Origin of the sequence: Kurthia huakuii LAM0618 (assembly GCF_000505545.1) — a bacterium.
Lineage (GTDB): Bacteria > Bacillota > Bacilli > Bacillales_A > Planococcaceae > Kurthia > Kurthia huakuii.
The window spans coordinates 125,597-147,446 of the sequence record NZ_AYTB01000013.1; the positions used below are offsets into that span (position 1 = coordinate 125,597).

General features: G+C 43.5%; 26 protein-coding genes. 15 read left to right on the top strand and 11 right to left on the bottom strand.

Going from position 1 to position 21,850, the window contains the following annotated elements; all coding sequences use genetic code 11:
• Positions 1–167: 167 nt before the first annotated feature.
• A complete protein-coding gene (locus V514_RS0110430) occupies positions 168–455 on the top strand; it encodes a hypothetical protein (RefSeq protein WP_029499890.1) in 288 nt (95 codons plus the stop codon).
• A gap of 120 nt (positions 456–575) precedes the next feature.
• Here the strand turns inward: V514_RS0110430 and V514_RS0110435 are convergent, their stop codons facing one another.
• From V514_RS0110435 to fdhF, 3 genes are read right to left on the bottom strand one after another with little or no spacing between them, the layout of a single operon-like run.
• Complete coding sequence (locus tag V514_RS0110435; protein ID WP_029499891.1) at positions 576–1,622, bottom strand: P-loop NTPase; 1,047 nt, start codon at positions 1,620–1,622, stop codon at positions 576–578.
• A 13-nt stretch (positions 1,623–1,635) separates the two neighbouring features.
• Positions 1,636–2,115 carry a DUF1641 domain-containing protein gene (locus V514_RS0110440; protein WP_029499892.1) on the bottom strand — a complete coding sequence of 160 codons (480 nt, stop codon included), beginning with the start codon at positions 2,113–2,115 and terminating at the stop codon, positions 1,636–1,638.
• Positions 2,116–2,118: 3 nt separating this feature from the next.
• Positions 2,119–5,058 (bottom strand): formate dehydrogenase subunit alpha, encoded by a 2,940-nt coding sequence (gene fdhF, locus V514_RS0110445; RefSeq protein WP_029499893.1) that lies wholly within the window; start codon positions 5,056–5,058, stop codon positions 2,119–2,121.
• A 609-nt stretch (positions 5,059–5,667) separates the two neighbouring features.
• Here fdhF and V514_RS0110450 point away from each other — a divergent pair.
• From V514_RS0110450 to V514_RS0110465, 4 genes are read left to right on the top strand one after another with little or no spacing between them, the layout of a single operon-like run.
• Entirely contained in the window at positions 5,668–6,015 is a 348-nt protein-coding gene (locus V514_RS0110450; protein ID WP_029499894.1) for a DUF2294 domain-containing protein, read from the top strand.
• Between the two features lie 12 nt (positions 6,016–6,027).
• Positions 6,028–6,819: a formate dehydrogenase accessory sulfurtransferase FdhD gene (gene fdhD, locus V514_RS0110455; RefSeq protein WP_029499895.1), complete on the top strand. Its 792-nt coding sequence runs from the start codon at positions 6,028–6,030 to the stop codon at positions 6,817–6,819.
• 23 nt (positions 6,820–6,842) lie between these two features.
• On the top strand, positions 6,843–7,859 hold the full coding sequence (gene moaA / locus V514_RS0110460) for a GTP 3',8-cyclase MoaA (protein ID WP_029499896.1): 1,017 nt from the start codon (positions 6,843–6,845) through the stop codon (positions 7,857–7,859).
• A gap of 35 nt (positions 7,860–7,894) precedes the next feature.
• Positions 7,895–8,674: a formate/nitrite transporter family protein gene (locus V514_RS0110465; protein WP_029499897.1), complete on the top strand. Its 780-nt coding sequence runs from the start codon at positions 7,895–7,897 to the stop codon at positions 8,672–8,674.
• 42 nt (positions 8,675–8,716) lie between these two features.
• On the opposite strand, the gene moaC is transcribed toward V514_RS0110465, so the two are convergent.
• From moaC to V514_RS0110480, 3 genes are read right to left on the bottom strand one after another with little or no spacing between them, the layout of a single operon-like run.
• Positions 8,717–9,205: a cyclic pyranopterin monophosphate synthase MoaC gene (gene moaC, locus V514_RS0110470; protein WP_029499898.1), complete on the bottom strand. Its 489-nt coding sequence runs from the start codon at positions 9,203–9,205 to the stop codon at positions 8,717–8,719.
• Positions 9,202–9,777: a molybdenum cofactor guanylyltransferase gene (mobA, locus tag V514_RS0110475; RefSeq protein ID WP_029499899.1), complete on the bottom strand. Its 576-nt coding sequence runs from the start codon at positions 9,775–9,777 to the stop codon at positions 9,202–9,204. Before mobA ends, moaC begins: the two co-directional genes overlap by 4 nt.
• Entirely contained in the window at positions 9,774–10,268 is a 495-nt protein-coding gene (locus V514_RS0110480; protein WP_029499900.1) for a MogA/MoaB family molybdenum cofactor biosynthesis protein, read from the bottom strand. Before V514_RS0110480 ends, mobA begins: the two co-directional genes overlap by 4 nt.
• 93 nt (positions 10,269–10,361) lie before the next feature.
• On the opposite strand from V514_RS0110480, the gene V514_RS0110485 reads away from it, so the two are divergent.
• The 5 genes from V514_RS0110485 to moaD are packed head-to-tail and all read left to right on the top strand — an operon-like array spanning position 10,362 to position 13,854.
• The gene (locus V514_RS0110485; RefSeq protein ID WP_029499901.1) at positions 10,362–11,378 is read left to right on the top strand and encodes a MoeB/ThiF family adenylyltransferase; all 1,017 of its coding nucleotides are present in this window, start codon (positions 10,362–10,364) and stop codon (positions 11,376–11,378) included.
• A 13-nt stretch (positions 11,379–11,391) separates the two neighbouring features.
• Positions 11,392–12,681, top strand: a complete 1,290-nt coding sequence (locus V514_RS0110490) for a molybdopterin molybdotransferase MoeA (protein ID WP_029499902.1) — start codon at positions 11,392–11,394, stop codon at positions 12,679–12,681.
• Positions 12,645–13,163 carry a molybdopterin-guanine dinucleotide biosynthesis protein B gene (mobB, locus tag V514_RS0110495; protein WP_235073284.1) on the top strand — a complete coding sequence of 173 codons (519 nt, stop codon included), beginning with the start codon at positions 12,645–12,647 and terminating at the stop codon, positions 13,161–13,163. The genes V514_RS0110490 and mobB overlap by 37 nt, the downstream gene beginning before the upstream one ends.
• Positions 13,164–13,631 carry a molybdenum cofactor biosynthesis protein MoaE gene (locus V514_RS0110500; protein ID WP_029499904.1) on the top strand — a complete coding sequence of 156 codons (468 nt, stop codon included), beginning with the start codon at positions 13,164–13,166 and terminating at the stop codon, positions 13,629–13,631.
• Complete coding sequence (moaD, locus tag V514_RS0110505; protein ID WP_029499905.1) at positions 13,624–13,854, top strand: molybdopterin converting factor subunit 1; 231 nt, start codon at positions 13,624–13,626, stop codon at positions 13,852–13,854. Before V514_RS0110500 ends, moaD begins: the two co-directional genes overlap by 8 nt.
• Before the next feature lie 42 nt (positions 13,855–13,896).
• Here moaD and modB read toward each other — a convergent pair whose 3' ends face one another.
• Together modB and modA are read right to left on the bottom strand one after the other, a co-directional pair.
• Positions 13,897–14,553, bottom strand: coding sequence for a molybdate ABC transporter permease subunit (gene modB, locus V514_RS0110510; protein WP_029499906.1), 657 nt, complete (start codon positions 14,551–14,553; stop codon positions 13,897–13,899).
• A gap of 2 nt (positions 14,554–14,555) precedes the next feature.
• The gene (modA, locus tag V514_RS0110515; protein ID WP_029499907.1) at positions 14,556–15,344 is read right to left on the bottom strand and encodes a molybdate ABC transporter substrate-binding protein; all 789 of its coding nucleotides are present in this window, start codon (positions 15,342–15,344) and stop codon (positions 14,556–14,558) included.
• A gap of 101 nt (positions 15,345–15,445) precedes the next feature.
• On the opposite strand from modA, the gene V514_RS0110520 reads away from it, so the two are divergent.
• Both V514_RS0110520 and V514_RS0110525 read left to right on the top strand, forming a co-directional pair.
• Complete coding sequence (locus V514_RS0110520) at positions 15,446–16,333, top strand: substrate-binding domain-containing protein (RefSeq protein ID WP_029499908.1); 888 nt, start codon at positions 15,446–15,448, stop codon at positions 16,331–16,333.
• Between the two features lie 90 nt (positions 16,334–16,423).
• Entirely contained in the window at positions 16,424–16,873 is a 450-nt protein-coding gene (locus tag V514_RS0110525) for an OsmC family protein (RefSeq protein ID WP_029499909.1), read from the top strand.
• 276 nt (positions 16,874–17,149) lie between these two features.
• On the opposite strand, the gene V514_RS0110530 is transcribed toward V514_RS0110525, so the two are convergent.
• The gene (locus V514_RS0110530) at positions 17,150–17,800 is read right to left on the bottom strand and encodes a hypothetical protein (protein ID WP_029499910.1); all 651 of its coding nucleotides are present in this window, start codon (positions 17,798–17,800) and stop codon (positions 17,150–17,152) included.
• A gap of 86 nt (positions 17,801–17,886) precedes the next feature.
• Here V514_RS0110530 and V514_RS0110535 point away from each other — a divergent pair, with 86 nt between their 5' ends.
• From V514_RS0110535 to V514_RS0110545, 3 genes are all read left to right on the top strand, one after another.
• Positions 17,887–18,402, top strand: a complete 516-nt coding sequence (locus V514_RS0110535; RefSeq protein WP_029499911.1) for a hypothetical protein — start codon at positions 17,887–17,889, stop codon at positions 18,400–18,402.
• A gap of 95 nt (positions 18,403–18,497) precedes the next feature.
• Positions 18,498–19,139: a hypothetical protein gene (locus V514_RS0110540; RefSeq protein ID WP_029499912.1), complete on the top strand. Its 642-nt coding sequence runs from the start codon at positions 18,498–18,500 to the stop codon at positions 19,137–19,139.
• A gap of 84 nt (positions 19,140–19,223) precedes the next feature.
• A complete protein-coding gene (locus V514_RS0110545) occupies positions 19,224–19,886 on the top strand; it encodes a PepSY domain-containing protein (RefSeq protein ID WP_029499913.1) in 663 nt (220 codons plus the stop codon).
• Positions 19,887–19,988: 102 nt separating this feature from the next.
• Here the strand turns inward: V514_RS0110545 and V514_RS0110550 are convergent, their stop codons facing one another.
• Together V514_RS0110550 and V514_RS0110555 are read right to left on the bottom strand one after the other, a co-directional pair.
• Positions 19,989–20,534, bottom strand: a complete 546-nt coding sequence (locus V514_RS0110550; RefSeq protein WP_029499914.1) for a PadR family transcriptional regulator — start codon at positions 20,532–20,534, stop codon at positions 19,989–19,991.
• Between the two features lie 82 nt (positions 20,535–20,616).
• The gene (locus tag V514_RS0110555) at positions 20,617–21,780 is read right to left on the bottom strand and encodes a YhgE/Pip domain-containing protein (protein WP_029499915.1); all 1,164 of its coding nucleotides are present in this window, start codon (positions 21,778–21,780) and stop codon (positions 20,617–20,619) included.
• Positions 21,781–21,850: the final 70 nt, after the last annotated feature.

A 21,850-nucleotide genomic window follows, 5' to 3' on the forward strand; every position in this document is an offset into this window, starting at 1 on the left:
AAATTCGGCTAAAAAGAAGTGTCTTTTTCACTGTCCCATTTTTGTGGGTCAGTTCCTAAAAAAGCGAACCTAGACTTTCTCGGCAAAAAAGCGTAGACTAAAGCCAGATGAATTTTTGGTGCTATATAATAGGAAGAAACTCGTAGGAAAAAGGACGGTTTTTGAATATGGACGCACAAATAACAGACTGGCTCATGCGTTTTCAGCGTGACAAAGACATCGAAGCGCTTGAAGGATTGAAAAATCATTGCGTGGCGATGATTGAGCCATTAATCGAAGAGTTTGAAGCGAAATACGGACAGCAAGCGGGCGATTTACTACGTGAAAATTGGGACAAGCGTTTTTTCTTTATTTTTACGAAGTATCAACTTGATGTGGGCTTACCACTTGAGACGTTCGTACAAAACACGTATCGCTTTTACTTTATGCAAGTGCTCAAACGCGCGGGCTATTAAACACAAAAGAGACGAACCTCTGCTTGCTGCAACAAGCGTGAGAGTCGTCTCTTTTTTTACGTTCAATATATAGATGAATTTTTTGGGTAAATTTTCGATATAAATAGAAGTAGGGATGTATTACTGATAAATGAAATCTTCGGCAAGATGCGTAAATGCTTCGCCAACCACCGAATCTTCGTCATAAACGGATGAGCCTGTATTTTCTTCGGGTTGCGCAAATGGTATTTGTGCGATGACTTCTGTGGCTAAAGCTCCTGCAAGCGCTTCGCCGCCACCTTTCCCGAATAAATAGTTGCGTCCTCCGTCTGGTGTTTCATAGAACGCCATGTTTTCGACAACACCTAAAATTTCGTGTTTCGTATGACGTGCCATAACACCTGCGCGAGAGGCGACGTGCGATGCGGCATTATGTGGTGTTGTGACAATGATTTCTTTGGCTTGGGGGATCATTGCCGCCACATCAATGGCTACATCGCCAGTGCCTGGTGGTAAATCTAATAGTAAATAATCAAGTTCGCCCCAATGAGTGTTTACAAGGAAGTTGCGGATCCACTTGTTTAACATTGGGCCACGCCACATAACGGGCTGATTATCTTTTGAAAAGAAGCCCATCGACATGACCTTGACACCCTCTGCCGTAACAGGGACAGCCATTTGGTCAATCATCGTTGGCTTTTCGGCAATATTCATCATCGTAGGGATGCTATAGCCGTAAATATCAGCATCGACAATACCGACGCGCTTGCCTTGGCGTGCAAGTGCTGCTGCTAAGTTGATTGTGACGGTTGATTTACCGACGCCACCCTTCCCACTAGTGACGGCGATAAATGTCACGCCTGAATCAGGACGTAGCATCGTTGGCATACCTTCTGCTGTTGTATTTTCATTTTTAAGCGTAGCGGTTAATTGCTTGCGCTCTGCGTCTGTCATGGAACCAAATGTTAGCGCGACATGTGTGGCACCTAATGCTGTAATGGCTTGTTCGACGTCTTGTTGAATCTTCGCTTTTAGGGGACAGCCTTGAATCGTTAAGACAATCGTGAGTGAGACATCTGTGCCTTCAATTTTAATATCGCGTACCATATTGAGTTCCACAACGCTTTTGTGAAGTTCTGGGTCCTCCACATTTTTTAAGGCATTGACTATCGTTTGTTCTGTTAACATCGGTTTCGACTCCTTAATCTTTTAATCCTTTACCAAGGCCTTTTAAGAAGTGTACGCCGAAGTTCATTGCACGATTGACATCGGGGTCATTCATGACTTTCATCAACTTGAAGATACTCATTTTTTCATCTGCTTCGACAGCTAGTTTTGCTTCGTCAAGACCTGAGTTTAAACTTGTCATTAATTTTGCGACCATTTGAGCATCCATTGCTGTTAGGGCTCCTGCAGCACCTAACATGACGTTCATCATGTTTGTTACGGGTTCGCGCGTCACTTGACCAAGGGCAATATGGGCAATTTCTTCTTTTGCTTGCAGCATTTTTGTCACCGCTTCAAGGGCACCGATGTCGTTGAGCTCAGCCATAATCGAAAAGATTTGCGCGACAGCCTGTTCGTTATCGGTCACAAGTGCTTTTAATTCTTCTAATTTTTGAGCGGCGATTTGCTCATCTGTTAGCACTTCTTTTTTAATCGTTGTAATCGGAGTAGCCATACGTTACACTCCTTCTTTTTCGGTCGTTAAGTGTACGTAGCCTGGGCGATCCCATTTACGCTGTACTTCAACCCCATTTTGAGGGTGACGTTTTTTATTACGCGGATTTGTTGCTGGAAGTGGATTTTTCCCTTTTCGTTTTAATACTTCAACGCGGATTTTCGTTTGCTTATAAGCCGGCGTTTGCGTATTAGCGTCGCCCTGTGAACCGGTTAAGAAGTTAATTGATGACTCTTTATTTGTTGAGTTCATTGGTAGGAATAATTCATTTCCTTGCACGCGGTCCGTCACAAGTGCGGGTACTTTTAGCGCGCCGTAAGGGGATACGAGGCGTAAAAGTGCACCGGTTTCGATGCCGCGTTCTTTCGCAAGTTCTGGTGAGACTTCAACAAAGATTTCTGGTACTTTCAGTTGAATACCGGTTGATTTGTTTGTCATATTGCCTTCGTGGAAATGCTCTAGCATACGACCATTGTTAATATGGCAGTCGTATTGGCATTCATATTCTACTGGCTGTGCCCAGTCATTGAGCGCAAAACGTGCTTTTTTGTCTGGGAAATTGAAGCCATCTACGAATAATAGTGGTGTGTTAGCGCCTGAAATGGGGTCACCCCATACGAAGCTATTCCAGCCTTCCATGACATCGTAGTTATTTTGTGCAAAGACCGGCGTTAAGCTCGCCATTTCTGCATAAATTTCACTTGGGTGCTCGTAGTTCCAGTTGGCGCCAAGACGATTGGCAACATCTTGGACGATGCGCCAGTCTGGACGAGACTCACCTAGAGGCGGTAGTACTTCGTATAAACGTTGTACGCGGCGCTCTGTATTGGTGAATGTGCCTTCTTTTTCAAGCGATGGCGATGCCGGTAAAATGACATCGGCATATTGTGCTGTACGTGATAAGAACACATCTTCTACCACGCAGAAGTCAAGTTGAGCTAATACTTCATCGACGTGGTTAGCATTGGCATCCACTAACGCCATATCTTCGCCGACAATATACATAGCTTTCATTTTACCTTCTGCAGCTGCTTGCAGCATTTCAGGATTTGTGCGACCTGGAGTAGCTGGGATTGTCGCCCCGTATGCTTCTTCAAATTTCGCACGTGCTGCGTCGTCGGTTACTTTTTGATAACCAGGCAGTAAGTTTGGTAGCGTCCCCATATCACATGCACCTTGTACGTTGTTGTGGCCACGTAATGGGTAAGCACCGGCGCCCGGACGACGGTAGTTTCCTGTTGCTAATAATAAGTTTGAAATCGCCGCAGATGTATACGAACCACCTGTGTTTTGCGTCACACCCATACCCCAAAGGATACATGTGCCGTCTGCATCGCGTACCATTTCGGCAATAGCAATCATCGTTTCTTTCGCAATGCCTGTTTCTTGTACTGCATAATCAAGCGTATATTTTTCTAATACGTTTTTGAATGCTTCGTAGTCGTTGACATTGTCGTTGATAAATTGTTCATCGTGCCAGCCGTTGTCGATCATATATTTCGTGACCGCCATCAGCCAAACTTGGTCGGTACCTTGTTTTGGTCGAATGTGAATGTCTGAGCGTTCAGCCATTTCATTTTTTCGAATATCGGCAACGATGAGTTTTTGACCGTGCAATTTATGCGCACGTTTAACACGTGTTGCAAGTACCGGGTGACCTTCCGCTGGGTTCGCCCCAACGATAATGACAAGACCAGCTTTGGCAATATCTTTAATTGTTCCGGCATCGCCACCAATGCCGACTGTGCGATTTAAGCCGTCAGTGGCAGGTGATTGGCAATAGCGTGAACAGTTATCGACGTCATTTGTGTTAAACAGTTGACGTGCTAATTTTTGAATCAAGTAGTTTTCTTCATTCGTAATCTTTGATGAAGAAATGAAGCCGACTGAGCCAGGACCGTATGTTTGTTGAATACCGCCTAGTTTTGACGCGACTAAATCAAGCGCCTCGTCCCATGTTGCTTCGACGAATTCGTCACCTTGACGGATCAATGGTGTCGTAATACGTTCTTCCGAATTGACGAAGTCCCAGCCAAATTTCCCTTTCACACATGTTGAAATGGCGTTTACTGGTCCTTCAGATGGTTGTACTTTTAAGATGTGGCGGCCTTTTGTCCATACTTCAAATGAACAGCCAACGCCACAAAATGTACAAACCGTTTTCGTTTTCTTCGTACGCTCACTACGCATTGCAGATTCAATTTCAGAAATCGCTAAGATGCCGCTATAACCAGGCTCAACCTCTTTAATAAGGTCAATCATTGGGTCTAGCATATCTTGCTTCATGCCTGTCATGAATCCAGCTTGACCTAACATAGATTTTTCCATTAAGGCGTTACATGGACAGACTGTGACACATTGACCACAGCTAACGCATGACGAATCATTAATGGCCGCACCATCATCCCATTTAATGCGAGGGCGTTCCGCTTCCCAATCAAGTGATAATGTTTCATTCACTTGCAAGTTTTGGCACACTTCGACACATTGACCACAAGCGATACATTGGTTTGGATCGTAGCGGTAAAATGGGTGCGACATATCTACTTCTGTCGGGTCTACTTTTGGTGTGTATGGATATTTTTGATGTTCAATGCCCATCATATCGACGGTGTTGTGTAACGTACAGTTACCATTGTTGTTGTCACATACTGTACAATACAGCATATGATTTTCAAGCAGGCGGTCCATCGCTTCTGTTTGTGCTTCTTTCGCCTTTGATGAAGCTAGTTGGATGTCCATACCGTCCGCCGCTTTTGTTGAACATGAACGTACTAATTTGCCGTCGATTTCGACGATACATGTATCACATGTACGAATCGGATCGACTGCTTCAACATGACACACTTGTGGGTGCTCGATGTTGTTTGCGTTAATCGTATCAAGTATCGTAGCTCCCTCTGCTACGTCGTAAGGAACGCCATTGATTTTGATTTCCGTCAAAAGAAACTCCTCCTTCTCTTGCGACTTCAGTGTAAAAACTACAAGCCCTTTACAAATGCCGCTGCATTTGAGTGTCTTGTTATGAGGCTTGAAGTAGTCACACCAAAGTGCGCAATCAAGTTTAAAATTGAATCGTGCTATCAAGCCGGTATAAAATGGCATGATAGGGGAATGCTATAAACACAAAAAAATCCACCACGAAAAAAACTGCTACGATGATGCCATCGCATAGTATTATTTCATGGTGGATAAGAATTTTAGCAGTACGTGCTTAAAAAGCCAATCCGACATTTTAAATTTTAAGTCATAAAAATAACAGCAAAACATTATAGTATACTAACGAAACGCGTTCTAGTGGAAGTTTGAGAAACATTTCACAAGAACGGGTATAGTAAGTGTAGCAACAATATCTCGTCATCATTTTTTATTCGCTCCCTAGTATACAGCTTATGTCTTAAACATACAAGGAAATTTAGAAAAAATGGTATTTGATAATGATTCTCAGCAAACTTAGGGCTTTTATTTTTCGAAATCTTGCTATATCATTATCAAACTGTGAGGGTCATGCCCGCTAATTTTAGAAAAAATAATGGAAAGGAGGGCACCACAATGTCAAAAAAAATACATGAATTTAACGACATTATTCGTAAATTACGTAAAGATTTATTTGGCAAAGGGCCAGAACGCATTCATACAGTATTCGTTGAAAACCTAGCCGTATCAACGCTTTATGGCAATATTACGCCGACTGAAAAATTTATTGCAGGGACCGTTGAAGGTGCAAAAATGGTGCATGAAGCGCGCACGATTATGATTCAAGATCTGTATGCGCAAGCGACGCCAGATGGTATGGAAGAGTTAGTAGGTGCGAAGCTACTTCATTTGTTCTCAGACATCAAAATTGAAGAAGATATGGCCGTCTCGGTATTTATGTTTGATAAAACGATTGAAGAGTAGGAGGTGCCGCGAATGGAAACACAAGTAATGCGTCCGATTATTCGCGTGCGTGGTACCGCGCATGAAGAGGCGCTTGATGCGGTTGTGACCGAGCACGCCGTTACGGTGAAAATCAATCAGCAAGAATTCGTGACGATGGTCTGTACACCAGAGTATGTCGAGGATATGGTTATCGGCTATTTAGCATCGGAGCGTATCATTCGATCGTATGACGATATTGACCGCCTTTGGTATCAAGAAAAAGAGGGCATCGTCCATGTCGAAACGACGAAACTAAATCCATACGCGCGCGACGTGCAAAATAAGCGCTATATTACGTCGTGCTGTGGCATGAGTCGCCAAGGCTTTGTTTTTGCGAGTGATGCATTAGCAGCGAAGCAAATGGAGGACGTTCACGTAACGGTTACACCGGAAGATTGCTACCGCTTGATGCGGGTGATGCAGCAACAGGCGGTAACATTTAAAGAAACAGGTGGCGTGCACAATGCGGCACTGTGTGATACAAATGGTGTCATTGTTAGCCGCATGGATATCGGGCGCCATAATGCACTCGATAAAATTTATGGCTACTGCATGAAGCATCACATTTCCATTGAAGATAAAGTCATCGTTTTTAGCGGACGGATATCATCGGAAATTTTAATGAAAGTATCAAAAATTGGCTGTGAGATTGTGTTATCAAAATCAGCGCCAACAGAATTAGCCCTTAGTTTAGCGGAGCAGCTAGGCATTACAACAATCGGCTTTATTCGCAATGACTCACTCAATATTTATACGCATGCAAAACGTGTGAACTTAGACTAACAACAAAAGGAGGAGGTGTTAAGATGAACCCCATTTATGACCAATTGAAACGACCGCTTCGAGACTTACGAATTTCGGTGACAGATCGCTGTAATTTCCGCTGTAGCTATTGTATGCCAGCAGAAATTTTTGGCCCGGATTTTGCTTTTTTACCATCGGACAAAATTTTAAGCTTTGAGGAAATCGAACGCCTTGTGAAAATTTTCGTGTCATTCGGTGTCAAAAAAATTCGCATTACAGGTGGTGAGCCGCTGATGCGTCGCGATTTACCGGTGCTTGTACGCATGATACGTGCGATAGAGGGCGTCGAGGATATCGCGATGACGACAAATGGCTCGCTGTTAAAAAAATATGCGAAGCCACTGAAGGAAGCGGGACTTGACCGCGTGTCGATAAGCCTCGATTCATTAGAAGATGAGCGTTTTTTAGCAATGAATGGCAATCGCGGGAAAGTAAAAACGGTGCTTGCCGGAATTGAAGCGGCCGCTTCTGCCGGGCTGTATGTCAAAATTAATATGGTTGTGCAAAAAGGCAAAAACATCGAAGATATTATCCCAATGGCGCACTATTTTAAAGAAAAACAGCATATTTTACGTTTTATCGAATATATGGATGTCGGTAACTCCAATGGTTGGCGTTTAGACGATGTGTTCTCGAAAAAGGACATTATCGACGAAGTGCAAAAATTAGCACCTGTGAAACCGGTCGCGCCAAACTATGAAGGTGAGGTGGCGTCGCGTTTCCGCTATGAACATGGCGATGGCGAGGTCGGTGTGATTTCATCTGTAACCGATTCATTTTGTGGTAATTGTTCACGCGCGCGCATTTCAGCGGAAGGAAAGCTTTACACGTGCCTTTTCGCAACGGAAGGTACAGATTTACGTGCATTACTGCGTTCGGACCTCGACGATGAAGCAGTCGCTGCAAAAATTGCAGACGTCTGGGCGCATCGGACTGACCGATATTCAGATGAACGTACAGCACAAACAGCTAGTCGTCGCCAAAAGACAAAAATAGAGATGTCGCATATCGGCGGCTAGCACGTTGCAACTTTGGAGAGTAAAGGAAGAATATGATGGCTTTTTATAAACCAGAAGAGATTACAGAAATTGCAACGAACACCGGAGTAAGTAAAGCGAGTGCGAGCATTTTAAAAATGTTAATTTTAGGCTTCTTCGGCGGCGCGTTTATCGCGTTCGGCTTTTTATTAGATATTCGCGTCATGGGCACGATGCCTGCTGAATGGGGGAGTTTTGCTACATTCATCGGTGCGGCAGTGTTCCCAATCGGTCTTATTTTAGTATTGTTAGCAGGCGCGGATTTAATTACAGGGAATATGATGACCGTTGCGATGGCGTTTTATTCGAAAAAAGTGACGATGACAATGCTCGCGCGTAACTGGTTTTTCGTAACGTTAGCGAACCTTTTAGGTGCATTGTTTATCGCGTATTTCTTTGGGCATTACTTAGGCTTAACAGAAGGTGCTTTTGCAGAAAAAACAATTGCGATTGCACAAGGGAAAGTCGATGCGACGTTTATGCAAATTTTTATTTCAGGTATTGGCTGTAACTGGCTCGTTTGTTTAGCAGTATGGCTATGCTTTGGCGCACAAGATTTTGTCGGCAAAATCGTCGGCATTTGGTTCCCGGTGATGGCCTTTGTGACAATTGGTTTCCAACACGTTGTGGCAAATATGTTCGTCATTCCAGCGGGTATTTTTGCAGGCGGTGCGATTACATGGGGCGACTTTTTACACAATGTTGTCCCCGCCTTTTTAGGTAATGTCGTCGGTGGGGCTGTATTTGTTGGTTTAGCATACTATGTAGCGTACCAAAAGAAAGCAGTCAAATCATAATAAAAAAGGAATCGCTACGCTGCGATTCCTTTTTCGTTGAGGCTAGTCGATGTTATGGACAAACGTGCCGCTTTTGCCACCGGTTTTTTTCACGAGATAGGTGTTTTTAATGATCATCGATTTATCGACCGCCTTACACATATCATAAAATGTTAGCGAAGCAATCGACACGGCTGTTAAGGCTTCCATTTCGACACCGGTTTTGCCGTCGCATTTAACGACCGCTTCGATGTGAAGGTCATAACCGGCTTCAGTTTGTTCATAAGCAAATGTAAAATCGGTGCCTTGCAGCATAATCGGGTGGCACATCGGGATAATGTCTGCGGTTTTTTTCGCACCCATAATGCCGGCGATTTGTGCGACTTGTGTCGGGTCTCCTTTCTTGATCGTGCCTTGTTCAATTGCTTCGTAAAGCGCCGTTGATAGCGCAATCGTACTACGAGCAATCGCAGTACGGCTCGTTGGTTGTTTGTCGGAAATGTCGACCATTTTTGGGCGGCCGGCTTCATTCCAATGTGAAAATTCACTCATACTGTATCTCCTTTATCGCGCTGTGGCCAGTCCGCAGCGGCATTAATATTTAAAAATAATTTCGCGTCATCGATTGCAACAAATTGCACGCGAACTTCATCAAGTAACGCGCGCATACTACGGCGGTTGTGTGCGAGTGCTTGTGTTGCTTGCTGAAGTGTGCGTCGGTGATAAAGCCCAGCGAGTGGCTGCCATTTGCCATTAACGGTTGGAATAATCGCATCTATATCGGCTGTGATATGCGCAGCAAGCATTTGCATAAACGCCGCATTAAGATACGGCATATCCGCTGCGACGACAAAATACCACGCCGCGTCAACTTGTGTCATCACTTGTGCCAGTGCATAGAGTGGCCCTTCATGCGGCTGTTGCTCGACAATAAATGTCGCATGTGGCACGTCAAAATGGGGGCGTAATGCCGCATTTGTCGCAATGACGAGCGGCCAATTTTGTGCGTCGAAGGCATGTACAGCGACCATGTACAGCGGTTCGTGACGCCATCGTTCAAACATTTTTGGCTTGCCATAGCGCGACGATTTGCCGCCAGCTAATAAAACTCCGGTAAGGGTCATTGGCGCTTCAACTCGCCTAAAAAATGTTGCACAGTCGGGACGATTAATTTTGTCATACCGAGTGTGACGGCATTCGTTGAGCCGGGAAGTGCATAAATGGCCGTGCCTTTTACAGCGCCTGCAATCGCGCGGCTAAACATCGCCTTTGGGCCAATGTCATCGTAGCTTAACATACGAAATAGCTCGCCGAAACCGGACATTTCCTTGTCGAGGAGCTGTGAGACGACATCATAGGTGACGTCGCGCTTTGTAAAGCCGGTGCCACCTGTTAAGATAATCGTATTAATGCTCGAATCGTTGCACCAAGCCGCTAGTTGTGCGGTAAGTGCCGGTGCATCATCTTTTAAAATTTTATACGCCACAATGTCAAATTGTGCGTCGTTTAATAAAGCTTGAATCGTTTGACCACCTTTGTCAGTCTCTTGTGTACGTGTATCACTGAGTGTCAAGATGGCTGCATGGACACGTTGTTGCTCATGCGTTGGATGCACAGTCATCGCCTCCTTTGGCAAAATCAATGTTTATATTATAATGCGGACAATCGATACGTCAAACGAAATTTAGACAAGAAAGGAAGTGTTGTCATGACAGAACGTTATTCTCGTCAACAACTCTTTACCCCAATTGGAGTGGAAGGACAACAACAATTACAACAAAAACATCTTTTAATCGTCGGTGCCGGTGCACTAGGAAGCGCGACAGCCGAGCCACTTGTACGCGCGGGCGTTGGGCGCATTACGATAATTGATCGTGATTATGTCGAATGGAGTAATTTACAGCGTCAACAATTGTATACCGCATCGGATGCAGCAGAAAAATTACCAAAGGCGATGGCAGCAAAAGCGCGCTTGGCCGCTATTAATGATGAAGTAGACATTCAGGCGATTGTCGGTGATGCCGATGTCGAAACGCTCGAAGGACTTCTCACTGATGTCGATTTAATCATCGATGGCACCGATAATTTTGATACGCGTTTTATCATTAATGACTTAGCGCAAAAGCATCGTATTCCGTGGATTTACGGCTCATGTGTCGGCAGTTACGGCGCGACATACACAATTTTACCGGGGGAAACGCCTTGTTTGCATTGCTTATTGCAAGCGATGCCAACTACCGGCATGACGTGTGATACGGTCGGTATTATTAGCCCGGCTGTGCAAATCGTCGCCGCCTATCAAGTAGCCGAGGCGTTAAAAATTTTAACGCACAATGAAGAGGCGTTACGCGGGACGTTTTTAACGTTTGATGTTTGGCAAAATCAGCATTTTGACATGACGATGCAGGCGGCGAAAAACCCAGCGTGTCCGAGCTGTGGTGATGCGCCGATATATCCGTATTTAGCGTATGAGCAACAAACGAAAAGCGCGGTATTATGCGGTCGCGATGCGGTGCAAATCCGTCCAGCTACGGCGAAAAATTATGATTTAGAACAATTAGCGCGTACGTTAGCGCCGCATGGTACGATTCAACAAAATCCATACTTACTATCATGCCAATTGAGCGACAATCGCCTCGTTATTTTTAAAGACGGTCGCGTGCTCATTCACGGCACACATGATATTCACTATGCAAAAAATTTATATTATCGTTTACTAGGCTAAGGAGGAATAAGAAATGTTAGAAAAAAGAACCCCAATCGCGGTCGGTGAAGCAGTGAAGCGCGTTATGCAGTATGCAACAGAAGGGAAAGTCGAGCATGTCGATATTACGGCGTGTTATGGTCGCTACGTCGCTGAAAATATAGCAGCGGACCAAGATGTACCGGCATTTGACCGTTCGCCGTATGACGGTTTTGCGATTCGTGCGGTTGATAGTGCAGGCGCATCTGCAGAACAACCGGTGACATTTGACGTTGTCGGGACAATTGGCGCGGGCTTTGTGTTTCATGGTGTCGTCGAAGCGGGTCAAGCGGTGCGCATTATGACGGGTGCGCCGATTCCACAAGGTTGTGATGCCGTTGTCATGCTTGAATTGACGAAAGGGTATGAGGAAGCGGGTAAAACGTATATGTCGGTGAAGCGCGCATTTGCGTCTGGCACGAACATTTCGTACCGCGGCGAAGATGTTAAACAAGGTGCTGTCCTCGTCACAAAAGGCACATATATTAATCCCGGTGTTGCGGCGTTACTCGCGACGTTTGGCTATGCGAGCGTCCCGGTATTTGTCAAGCCGGTTATTGGTGTCATTGCGACAGGCAGTGAATTATTGGAGCCTCACGAAGCACTAGCACCTGGGAAAATTCGTAATAGTAATGCCTATATGATGCTCGCGCAAATTGAACGTGCGGGCGCTACGGCGAAATATTATGGCAAATTAAGCGATGACTTAGCATTGTGTATTGACGCGGTCAAGCAAGCGATGAGCGAGGTCGATTGCTTGATTACAACAGGTGGCGTGTCGGTAGGGGATTTTGATTATTTGCCAGCGATTTATGATGCGCTAGGTGCTGACGTGTTATTTAATAAAGTAGCGCAGCGCCCTGGTAGTGTGACAACGGTGGCGCAGTGTAATGGCCAGCTCTTATTTGGCTTATCGGGAAATCCATCTGCGTGTTATGTCGGCTTTGAACTGTACACGAAACCGGTTATTAAAACGGCTTTTGGCAGTCAGAAGCCGCATTTACGTCGTGAAACAGCAACACTTGGCGTCGACTTTAAAAAGCCAAATCCATTTACGCGTTTTGTACGGTCGACTGTGCGCACAGAGCAAGGGCAGCTTGTTGCGGCGCCATCGGGTTTTGATAAATCAAGCGCGGTGTCATCGCTTGCAGAAGCCAATGCGTTTATCGTGCTACCGGGTGGTACGCGTGGTTATGAAGCGGGTATGCAAGTCGATGTACTTCTGCTTGAAGAGACGACGGGAAGTGAGTGGCCTTGGGACAATATCGTCGCGTCTTACAAATAGTCGGGTATCAAAATAGTGGGAAGACAACACTCGCTGAAAAAATGATTGCGTATGCGAGCGAGCAAGGATTACGTGTTGGTGCGATTAAACACCACGGCCATGGCGGTGCACCGCTATCTAATTTGCCAAAAGATAGTACGCGTCATGCACAGGCAGGCGCGCTTGTGTCAGCTGTCGAAGGAGAGGGTGTCGTGCAGCTACAGTTAGCGGCACATACCGTCGATTTAGCAGCGTTACTGGCGTTATATGAAACGGCTTTTTTGACTAATTTTACAATTGTAGAAGGGTATAAAAGTGAGTGTTATCAAAAGGTTGTGCTACTAAAAACTCCTGGTGATGAAAAACTTTTGACGCTTAACAATATTGTCGCAGCGATTTATTGGCCGACATTTCCACGACCACACTGTACGGAATTTCCATGTTTTGCACTGCACGATGAAGCGGCGTATATTCCATTTTTAATAACGAAAGAAGGATGTTAAATGACAACACGATTTGAAATTAGCGACAAACCACTTGTCGTCGATGATGTAACGCAAAAAGTAGTGAGCCGCAATGCCGGGGCGATTACCGTTTTTATCGGCACCGTTCGCGAGCTGACAAAAGGCAAAAAAACGTTATCATTAGAGTATGAAGCCTATCCGGCGATGGCGCTTAAAATGTTTCAACAAATTGAACGTGAGATGCACGAACAGTGGCCAGAAGCACAGCTAGCCATTACGCATCGCGTAGGGAAACTTGCTATTAGCGATATTGCGGTCGTTATTGCCGTTTCTTCACCGCATCGCAAAATGGCGTATGAAGCGAATGAATTTGCGATTAATCGCATTAAGCAAATTGTACCGATTTGGAAAAAAGAACATTGGGAAGATGGTACAGCATGGATTGGCGATCAATTAGAAAATGTACCGTACCTAAGCGGTGCACCAAAGGAGGGGTTCGATGATTAATGTGTTGTTGTTTGCGCATTTGCGCGAAGTAGTTGGCGAAGAAGAGCTTGTTATTGCGACAGAAGAAATGACTGTAGCAGATGTGAAGGCATGGCTTGAAGCGCGCTATTCACTAGAGCTAAAGCAAGTAATGAGTGCCGTGAACGAGGCGTTTGCGATGGAACATACGGTCGTTAAAACAGGGGATACAATCGCCTTTATTCCACCGATTAGTGGCGGTTAAAAAAATGGGAGCTCCGCAAAAGGAGGCTCCCATTTTTCGTCGTTATTTTTGGATTATATGCACGCTGAGGAGCATAATAAACGATAGTAAAATCATGACGCCAACCCAAAGCCATGCAAGTTGCATATTACCCCCGTCAATGGCTGTATAAATGGCGAGTGGCGTCGTTTGTGTTTTCCCGGGTAAATTCCCAGCGAACATTAATGTTGCGCCAAATTCGCCGAGCGCGCGCGTATAACATAAAATTCCACCGGCAATAATCGCTTTAAATGCCATTGGAATTGAAATATAAATAAAAATTTTCCATTCAGAGGCGCCATCCACTCGCGCGGCATTTTCAATATCGCTATCGACCGCTTCAAAGCCAGTTTTGACGGTTTGATACATGAGTGGAAAGGCGACGATAGCTGATGCCATGACAGCCGCCCACCACGTAAACATAACCGGTTGACCGAAAAGCCATTCGATGCCTTGACCGACAATACTGTTGCGCCCAAAAATAATAATGAGTAGGAACCCAACAACTGTCGGTGGCAAGACAAGCGGTAGTAACATAATTGTTTCTAATATCAGTTTGCCACGAAAGCGTCGTTTCGCCATAAATTTGCCGATTAGGATGCCAAAAATAATGGCCACTGTACCCGCAACGAGCGAAATTTCAATGGATAATTTAATTGGCGTCCAAAAATCGGTTAGCATCGCTAATTCGCTCCTTTAAACCCGTAGTCCTTAAAAACGCTCATCGCCTCGTTTGTTTGTAAAAATTCGTAAAATGCCGTTGCCTCATCAAAATGTTTGCTGTTTTTTAACACACCGACTGGGTAAATAATCGGTGTATGTGACTGACTGCTTGCTGTTGCAACGATTTTTACGTTATCGCTAGTCAGTGCATCGGTTTTGTAAACGATTCCGGCATCAACATTGCCCGTTTCCGCATACGTTAACACTTGACGCACATCTTTTGCATACACAACATTTGATTTGATTTTAGTCCATACATCGATGGATTTTAACGTTTCGATACCATATTGGCCGGCTGGTACAGATTCTGGCGTACCGAGCGCGACTTTATCGGCTTTTGTTAATTGCTCAAATGACATAATTTTTTTATCATTTGTAGCCGGCGTAACAAGTACAAGCTCATTCGCTAACAAGTCAGTGCCGTCTTTTTTTACGATGTCGCCATCATTGACTAACGCGTCGAATTTATCTTCAGCTGCAGAGAAAAATACATCGACCGGCGCACCTTGCGAAATTTGTTGTTGCAGCGCACCAGAACCACCAAAATTATACGTGATTTTCACGTTTGGATGGTCCTGTTCATACGTTTTTGCAAGGTCTGTTAACGCGTCTTGCAAGCTTGCGGCTGCAGAAACCGTTAATTCGATGGAGTCATTTGATGATTGCGCTTTGTCTGCATTGTTGCCACAACCTGCTAAGATGCCGCCAGCAATGCATAGTGAAGCCAGAAAGGTAGCTGTTTTTTTCATTTGTTATAGTCCTCTTTTCGCTTATGAATTATAACAAGACATAACCAATTATAACTAGTTATAATTAAAAAGAAAACAACAATGATAAAAAAGGTGATTTTATGACGCAGGAAACATCGTATACAATTGAGGAAGTCGCACAACTGTTAAAAGTTTCAAAGCTAACGATTTATGATTTAGTGAAAAAAGGCGAGCTTCCGGTCTTTAAAGTAGGGAGACAAATGCGCCTTGCTGCAAACGATTTAGACGCGTACATTGCGAAACATCGCATAAATAGTACGAATGAACAACAAACGATTATTATTAGCGGTCAAGATTTAGCGCTCGATCGGTTAGGCAAACATATCGAGCAGCGCCTTGGCTATAAAGTATTGCGCTCGCACGAAGGGAGTTTTAATGGCTTAATTACGATGTATCAAGGCAATAGCGATATTGCAAGTTTACATTTATATGATGGGGATACTGCGGCATATAATTTGCCGTATATTCGCAAAGTTTTTGTCAGCCATCGTTATATTTTATTGCGCCTATTGACGCGAAAAGCGGGCTTTTATGTGGCGAAGGGCAATCCGTTAAATATTACGAGCATTGCAGATTTACAAGGAGATGTGCGACTTATGAATCGCGAAAAAGGCTCTGGTATTCGCACATTGCTTGACGAATTATTGCGTACGCATGGCATCTCATCAACGCATGTGACTGGCTATGAACGCGAAGAAAAAGATCATGTGAGCGTAGCCACAGCGGTTGCGAGTGGTGCGGTAGATGTTGGCGTTGGGATTGAAAAAACAGCGCGCTTAGTTGATGTGGATTTTGTGCCATTGATTGATGAACATTATGATATCGTGCTCTTGAAAAATGCCGGCAATGAGGCGTTCATTGCGACCGTTCGTGCGATTTTAGAGGATCCCGTATATCGACAAGAAATTCGCGCGATGGGGGGCTATGATGTGGCGCAAATGGGGACGGTTGTATTTGAAACAATTTAAAAAGAGAATTTTCTGAAAATGGCTTGACAATGATGATAAAAATGACTATCCTTACCATAATACTTGGTATTAGAAAGAAGGAATGACATCATGGCAAAAACAACGGTTAAAGCACAAGCTCATTTACAAGAAAATTATCGCGTGGAAGTGTCTGCACGTACGCATAAATTAATTATCGATGAACCAGAATATTTCGGTGGTACCGATAAAGGGGCCAACCCGGTAGAAGTATTATTAGGTGCATATGGTGCTTGTCATTCGATTGTAGCGCGTACATATGCTAAACAATTTGATATTGATTTACAAGATTTTTGGGTAGAATTAGAAGGCGACTTTGATTCAGACGGCTTCTTAGGAAAATCAGATGTACGCCCAGGGTTCTCAGATATTCGTTATACATTCCATATTCAAACGACGGCTTCAGACGAACAAGTTCAAGCATTTATTGCTCATATTGAAGCGCATTGCCCAATTGGCGACACATTAGCAAATTTAGTGAATGTGTCACTTGCTGGCTATGTTATCGAGCAAACCGTTTAAAAAACGCTTCTTTTAGCTGAATTTAACGGACGTTTTCTTAGGAGTCGTAACCACCTTTTTTCGATGAGCAATCGGAGAAAGGTGGTTTTATTTTGTTAAAATCCGCGTATTCTTGAACAGTTCGATGCTGGCGTTATTAGCGGGTGTGTCTTTACCGGGCATGTTCATGATAATGCCTTTTTCAGCTCCTTCATAACGATGGTATTTGCTACGTATCTTTCTTTTTTGCCCATCAAAAAACACTTCCAAAATTAGAAGTGCCTTTCGCTTTTTAGGTCAGTCCAGTTGATTTGAGACGTATAAAATATCGCCGCATGTAAACGACACATCGCACGTGAACGCCTCGATAGATTGCTCAAGCGCAAGCATCTCACGCGACGTTGGAATGATTACCGCCTCATCGTCCAAACAATCACTATTTTGGCGGCGCCAGCGTGGCCATGAAAAATGGCGTTCGTCTAGGCCGCCGTGAAAGGTTTCAAGTTCTGCTCGGGTCATTTGTTGCACCGAAGCATAGGCGCTATTTAGTACACGACCATCTGGCATGGCTGTCATCCAGTGTAGCGCTGCATTTCGCTGTCGCTCATACCATTTGCGCTTGCGAATGCCGGGTACGATGTAAAAACCGTCCTGCCTCGTCCATAATTGCGTTGCCGGGACAATATGCACCGTATACGTTGGCAAGTTGAGCGCTGTCGCAAGCTCACCTTGATAGTGATTTAAATAGTTTGCGAGTGCCGCACACGAGAAAAATTCACCGACTAGCGTTTCACCAGCATTTGCACGACCGACATAACTTGTGCGTCGTATTAGTTCGGCAACAGCTTCATCGACAGTTGTCGCTTCTAATGACAGTTCGTGCTCGACAAGTAAGCCATTTAATAACGCATAAATGCCGCACGTACTACCACGTTGTTCTAAAATCATATAAACACGTCCATTCTCTGCAATCTATTATAGCAGGGTCTCGCTTTTCACGATATAATGGAAAAAATATGAAAAAGAGGTGCTTTATGAAAAAAACAATGGCGCTACTGGCGATGACGGTATTTTTAGCAGCATGTGGTGATCAACAGGCAAACGAACCACAATCACAATCACAACCATCAACGACAACGACTTCTCCGACGAAAAAAGTTGAGCAAGGGGAGCGCGTGACACTATACAATGATTTTTCAACGACAGATGACAGTGTTTCAAAAGGACAAGAACTATCGTATGTGTACAAACGTGATGGCTCATTGACGCGCTTTTTGTTGACAAATTTAGGTTACAATCAATATGTAAAATCGTATAGCGTCTCAAAAGATGAAAAAACAGTTATGCTGGACTTTAAGCAATCGGTCATGAAAACACAGCTTTTCCAAGGCTCGTCAGGTGCTAAACAAACGCGCGATGCCATCGGAAAAACATTTTTTGCGAATATGCCAAAATTAAAAACATTGCAATTCCGCCTCAATGGTCAACAGGAAGAATGGGATCATATGAATTTTACAGACTACAAACGTAGTGATTTCTCACTAGACTAATTGTGACAATAGTATTAAAAATGTTGAAATTTTGTAAATTTTATCCTTATTATTGTGCGCTATAATGGAAAAAAGCGCAGATAGGGGATGGGAATATGGCAATTGGCTACTTTTTTCTTGGTGATACGGGGCTTCATGTAGCACAGCACGTGACACATCAACTCGATAATATGCAGTTTGTGTCGCTTCATAAAACGACCTATATAGAGGACGGGTATCGTAAATTATTGGCGTTAGATGAACGTAAAACAGCGGACAATCTAACGCAACCTTACGAACATCATTATCACAATATACCAGACTATATCGAGTGTTTACGTGGCAAACTATTATTTTGTAGTGTGCCAGATACGCAATTTGGCTCATTTGATACGAGTCATTGTGAGGAGCGCATTGCAGCGTATGCGGATTTATTAACGCGCATGATGGCGCCATATGAGCAAGTTGTTTTTGTGATGCGCCCAGGGCAAGCAAGTGGTGAGCTTTGCGTTGAATGTTGCGTGAATTTAGCACAGCAATTGCAAAAAGGCGTGCAATTAGTAACAACGCGTGGGCTTGCATTCGAACAAAAAATGAAAGATGCGGCTGATGTACATTTGCGTAAATTGAAGCGGCTGCGCGTACCGATTACCGTTGTAGAAGTGCCGATTCATCGCCCGCGTATTTTGGACACGTATGATGATTTATATCGCGCGATGGCCCGCAAAGTAGAAGATTTACAGTACGAAATGGCCTAGTGTGTCATGAAAATTTCATTTTAATCATTTGTTTAATTGGGTAGACAAGAAGTAGAGTCTAATTAGAAAGGATGCGATGAACGAATGAAAAAATGGCAATTACTTAGCGCTATGGGGATGCTGACAGTGACATTGGCAGCTTGTGGTAATGATGATAATGCAGATGATTCATCGAATAGTGGTGAGAATACGGCGGTAGAGTCACCCGATAAAACAGACAATTCCTCAACTAATTCCAATGTTGATAGCAATGATAATGACGACAATAACGATGACAATTCCTCAACTGTGAGCGATAAACGTCCGGTCAGTGAGGTAGCGTTGGCGCTTGACGAGGCACTTATGACATTTGATGACACGTATAAAGGGGCTAAAATTTCATCAATTGAATTGGATGAAAGCAATCATAAATTTACGTATGACATCGATGGTTTCGATGACAAGAAAGAATATAACGTTGAAATCGACGACGATAATAAGGTCATTGAACAACAACAAGAAAATCGAGACAACGACGACGATTACAACGAGTTAATGCTCGACGACTATTTATCGGTTAATGAAGCGATTGATAAGGCGAGCGAAGCATCAGAAGTCGGTGATTTAGAGGCGACAAGCTGGTCATTAGAATATGATGATGACGATAAAACAGCCGTTTACAACGTGAAATTTGAAAATACAAAGCATGAAGTAGAAGTGACGCTCGATGCAACAACCGGCGCTCAGCTACAAGTTGAAAAAGATTAACGACACGCACGTTTAGAGGGCCAACCTTTGAACGTGCTTTTTTACGACAAAAAGCCAGCTCTTGGCGGTGAATTACCGGAAAAAGCTGGCTTTTAGATCCATTCAGTTATTTTCGTCGGCTTCTAATAACGAACGAATAAAATGTTGATACGTCGCAATATATAAGCCTGTCGATTCGCTAACGAAACGTTCAAAAACATCGACATATTGCAAGGTTGGTTCATCAATTTCAATGCGTTCATAAATCGCATTTAGCTCGTGCTGACGCTTTTTAATACGCGCCACTTTTTGTTCTAAAATATCAATAACGCGTGATTTATCGACATATTGCATTGCATTAATACCTACGACCATATCCATTGGTGATTGCGCTTTATCAATCATTTTATAAATCATTTCAGGTAATGCTTCGCGCCCTTTTGGTGTAATTCCAAATATGTGTTTGTCCGGACGATTGGCTTCGTGAATAATTTCAACTTCTTCAATCATTTGTTTTTTCGCTAACGAATCAAAATGGTAATAGAGTTTGCTGTCAGTTAAGTTGCTCATTTCCGCAAAAGGAACAGGCTCTGATAACGCTTTTTTTACTTTATAAGGATAGCTATTTTCTTCCATTAGCTTCGTTAAAATATAAATTTGAAGAGACATTTTTTCAACTCCCTATTTGCCCAAATAGTAAAAGGAAGCTCCCACCCATTGCTAGATAGAAACTTCCTTTATCATATCAAAGTTACGCTGTAATTTCTTTAGAATCTGTACTATTTTTAAGTGGAACCTTTTTGTGTACAAATGTCACAATTAACATATTAATTAATACAGCACCTACACCGACCGCTGCAAGTCCGAATAAAAATGGTGTCGGGCTTGTTGAACCGAAGAATACGGCTAAGTAAGATTGTACTGAATAATACATCGGCGTAATATAACTAATCATTTCAAATGGCGCATACATCATATCGCGTGGCATTGTTGCACCATTCGCAATGGTTTGTACAAGCAACACAGGAATGTTTAAAATCATACCGGCTTCACCTAATAAGAATGTAAACATCGCACAGAAGTTAAACGATACCATGTATAACAACACTTGTTGACCCGCTGCTATAAATAATGTATCTGTATTAATATCAGCGACTAAATAAGCAATAACAAGCGCTGCGATTGTGCTAAGTACAGCAATGATAAGTGCTGACAATTGTACATAACCGAAGAGACGCATTTTTGATGCTTCACCGCGGAACTGTTTAAATGCTCCGACAAGTTGCATCGCCGCAATCATTGCACCAACGTAACATGCCATCGTTAAGAACATTGGCAGCATATTGTTGTGCATACCATCTGGTACATCATTGACGACAACGTAATTGCCGACATAACTTTCTTCAATTTGTTTTGAGATATCTTTTGCTTGATCTTCCGGCACGTTCATATTCATTAACACACCTTGAGCTGTTTGTTCAGAGAAGCTTTTACTTAATTGGTTATTCACTTCATTGACAACAGAACTCATACTTGAAGCAATCATTGTAGCAGAAGCTTCATTGACGGTGTAGTCGATTTGTGCCGATTTCCCTTTACTTGCATTTTCCGAAAAATCTTCCGGAATGTGGATGACTAATGCATAGTCATTATCTTCTAATGCTGATAACGCTTCTTTATTTGTGACATCGGTATCAATGTCTTTAAACGGTAAGCTTTCAACTAACTGTTCTTCAATTTGTTTTGAAGCTTTCCCATTGTCATCATTTACAAAGGCAATTTTCAATTCATCCATTTGCCCTGGAATGGCGGTATAGCCAATTAAAAAGATACCAAGCATGGCTACCGCATATAATACACTCATAAAGGCCGACGATTTTACACCGACCGAACTAAAAAACTTTTTAAAACTCACGTAAAGTCATTCCTCCATCATTCATGTTCTCTCATACTCTTTTTTGAAGTACTCTAATTTGAGTACTCTT

What these genes read in the sequence shown, in the direction of transcription:
- V514_RS0110430 (WP_029499890.1), top strand. Translation starts at nt 168, where the DNA reads ATGGACGCACAAATAACAGACTGGCTCATGCGTTTTCAGCGTGACAAA.
- V514_RS0110435 (WP_029499891.1), bottom strand. Translation starts at nt 1,622, where the DNA reads ATGTTAACAGAACAAACGATAGTCAATGCCTTAAAAAATGTGGAGGAC.
- V514_RS0110440 (WP_029499892.1), bottom strand. Translation starts at nt 2,115, where the DNA reads ATGGCTACTCCGATTACAACGATTAAAAAAGAAGTGCTAACAGATGAG.
- V514_RS0110450 (WP_029499894.1), top strand. Translation starts at nt 5,668, where the DNA reads ATGTCAAAAAAAATACATGAATTTAACGACATTATTCGTAAATTACGT.
- fdhD (WP_029499895.1), top strand. Translation starts at nt 6,028, where the DNA reads ATGGAAACACAAGTAATGCGTCCGATTATTCGCGTGCGTGGTACCGCG.
- moaA (WP_029499896.1), top strand. Translation starts at nt 6,843, where the DNA reads ATGAACCCCATTTATGACCAATTGAAACGACCGCTTCGAGACTTACGA.
- V514_RS0110465 (WP_029499897.1), top strand. Translation starts at nt 7,895, where the DNA reads ATGGCTTTTTATAAACCAGAAGAGATTACAGAAATTGCAACGAACACC.
- moaC (WP_029499898.1), bottom strand. Translation starts at nt 9,205, where the DNA reads ATGAGTGAATTTTCACATTGGAATGAAGCCGGCCGCCCAAAAATGGTC.
- mobA (WP_029499899.1), bottom strand. Translation starts at nt 9,777, where the DNA reads ATGACCCTTACCGGAGTTTTATTAGCTGGCGGCAAATCGTCGCGCTAT.
- V514_RS0110485 (WP_029499901.1), top strand. Translation starts at nt 10,362, where the DNA reads ATGACAGAACGTTATTCTCGTCAACAACTCTTTACCCCAATTGGAGTG.
- V514_RS0110490 (WP_029499902.1), top strand. Translation starts at nt 11,392, where the DNA reads ATGTTAGAAAAAAGAACCCCAATCGCGGTCGGTGAAGCAGTGAAGCGC.
- V514_RS0110500 (WP_029499904.1), top strand. Translation starts at nt 13,164, where the DNA reads ATGACAACACGATTTGAAATTAGCGACAAACCACTTGTCGTCGATGAT.
- moaD (WP_029499905.1), top strand. Translation starts at nt 13,624, where the DNA reads ATGATTAATGTGTTGTTGTTTGCGCATTTGCGCGAAGTAGTTGGCGAA.
- modB (WP_029499906.1), bottom strand. Translation starts at nt 14,553, where the DNA reads ATGCTAACCGATTTTTGGACGCCAATTAAATTATCCATTGAAATTTCG.
- modA (WP_029499907.1), bottom strand. Translation starts at nt 15,344, where the DNA reads ATGAAAAAAACAGCTACCTTTCTGGCTTCACTATGCATTGCTGGCGGC.
- V514_RS0110520 (WP_029499908.1), top strand. Translation starts at nt 15,446, where the DNA reads ATGACGCAGGAAACATCGTATACAATTGAGGAAGTCGCACAACTGTTA.
- V514_RS0110525 (WP_029499909.1), top strand. Translation starts at nt 16,424, where the DNA reads ATGGCAAAAACAACGGTTAAAGCACAAGCTCATTTACAAGAAAATTAT.
- V514_RS0110530 (WP_029499910.1), bottom strand. Translation starts at nt 17,800, where the DNA reads ATGATTTTAGAACAACGTGGTAGTACGTGCGGCATTTATGCGTTATTA.
- V514_RS0110535 (WP_029499911.1), top strand. Translation starts at nt 17,887, where the DNA reads ATGAAAAAAACAATGGCGCTACTGGCGATGACGGTATTTTTAGCAGCA.
- V514_RS0110540 (WP_029499912.1), top strand. Translation starts at nt 18,498, where the DNA reads ATGGCAATTGGCTACTTTTTTCTTGGTGATACGGGGCTTCATGTAGCA.
- V514_RS0110545 (WP_029499913.1), top strand. Translation starts at nt 19,224, where the DNA reads ATGAAAAAATGGCAATTACTTAGCGCTATGGGGATGCTGACAGTGACA.
- V514_RS0110550 (WP_029499914.1), bottom strand. Translation starts at nt 20,534, where the DNA reads ATGTCTCTTCAAATTTATATTTTAACGAAGCTAATGGAAGAAAATAGC.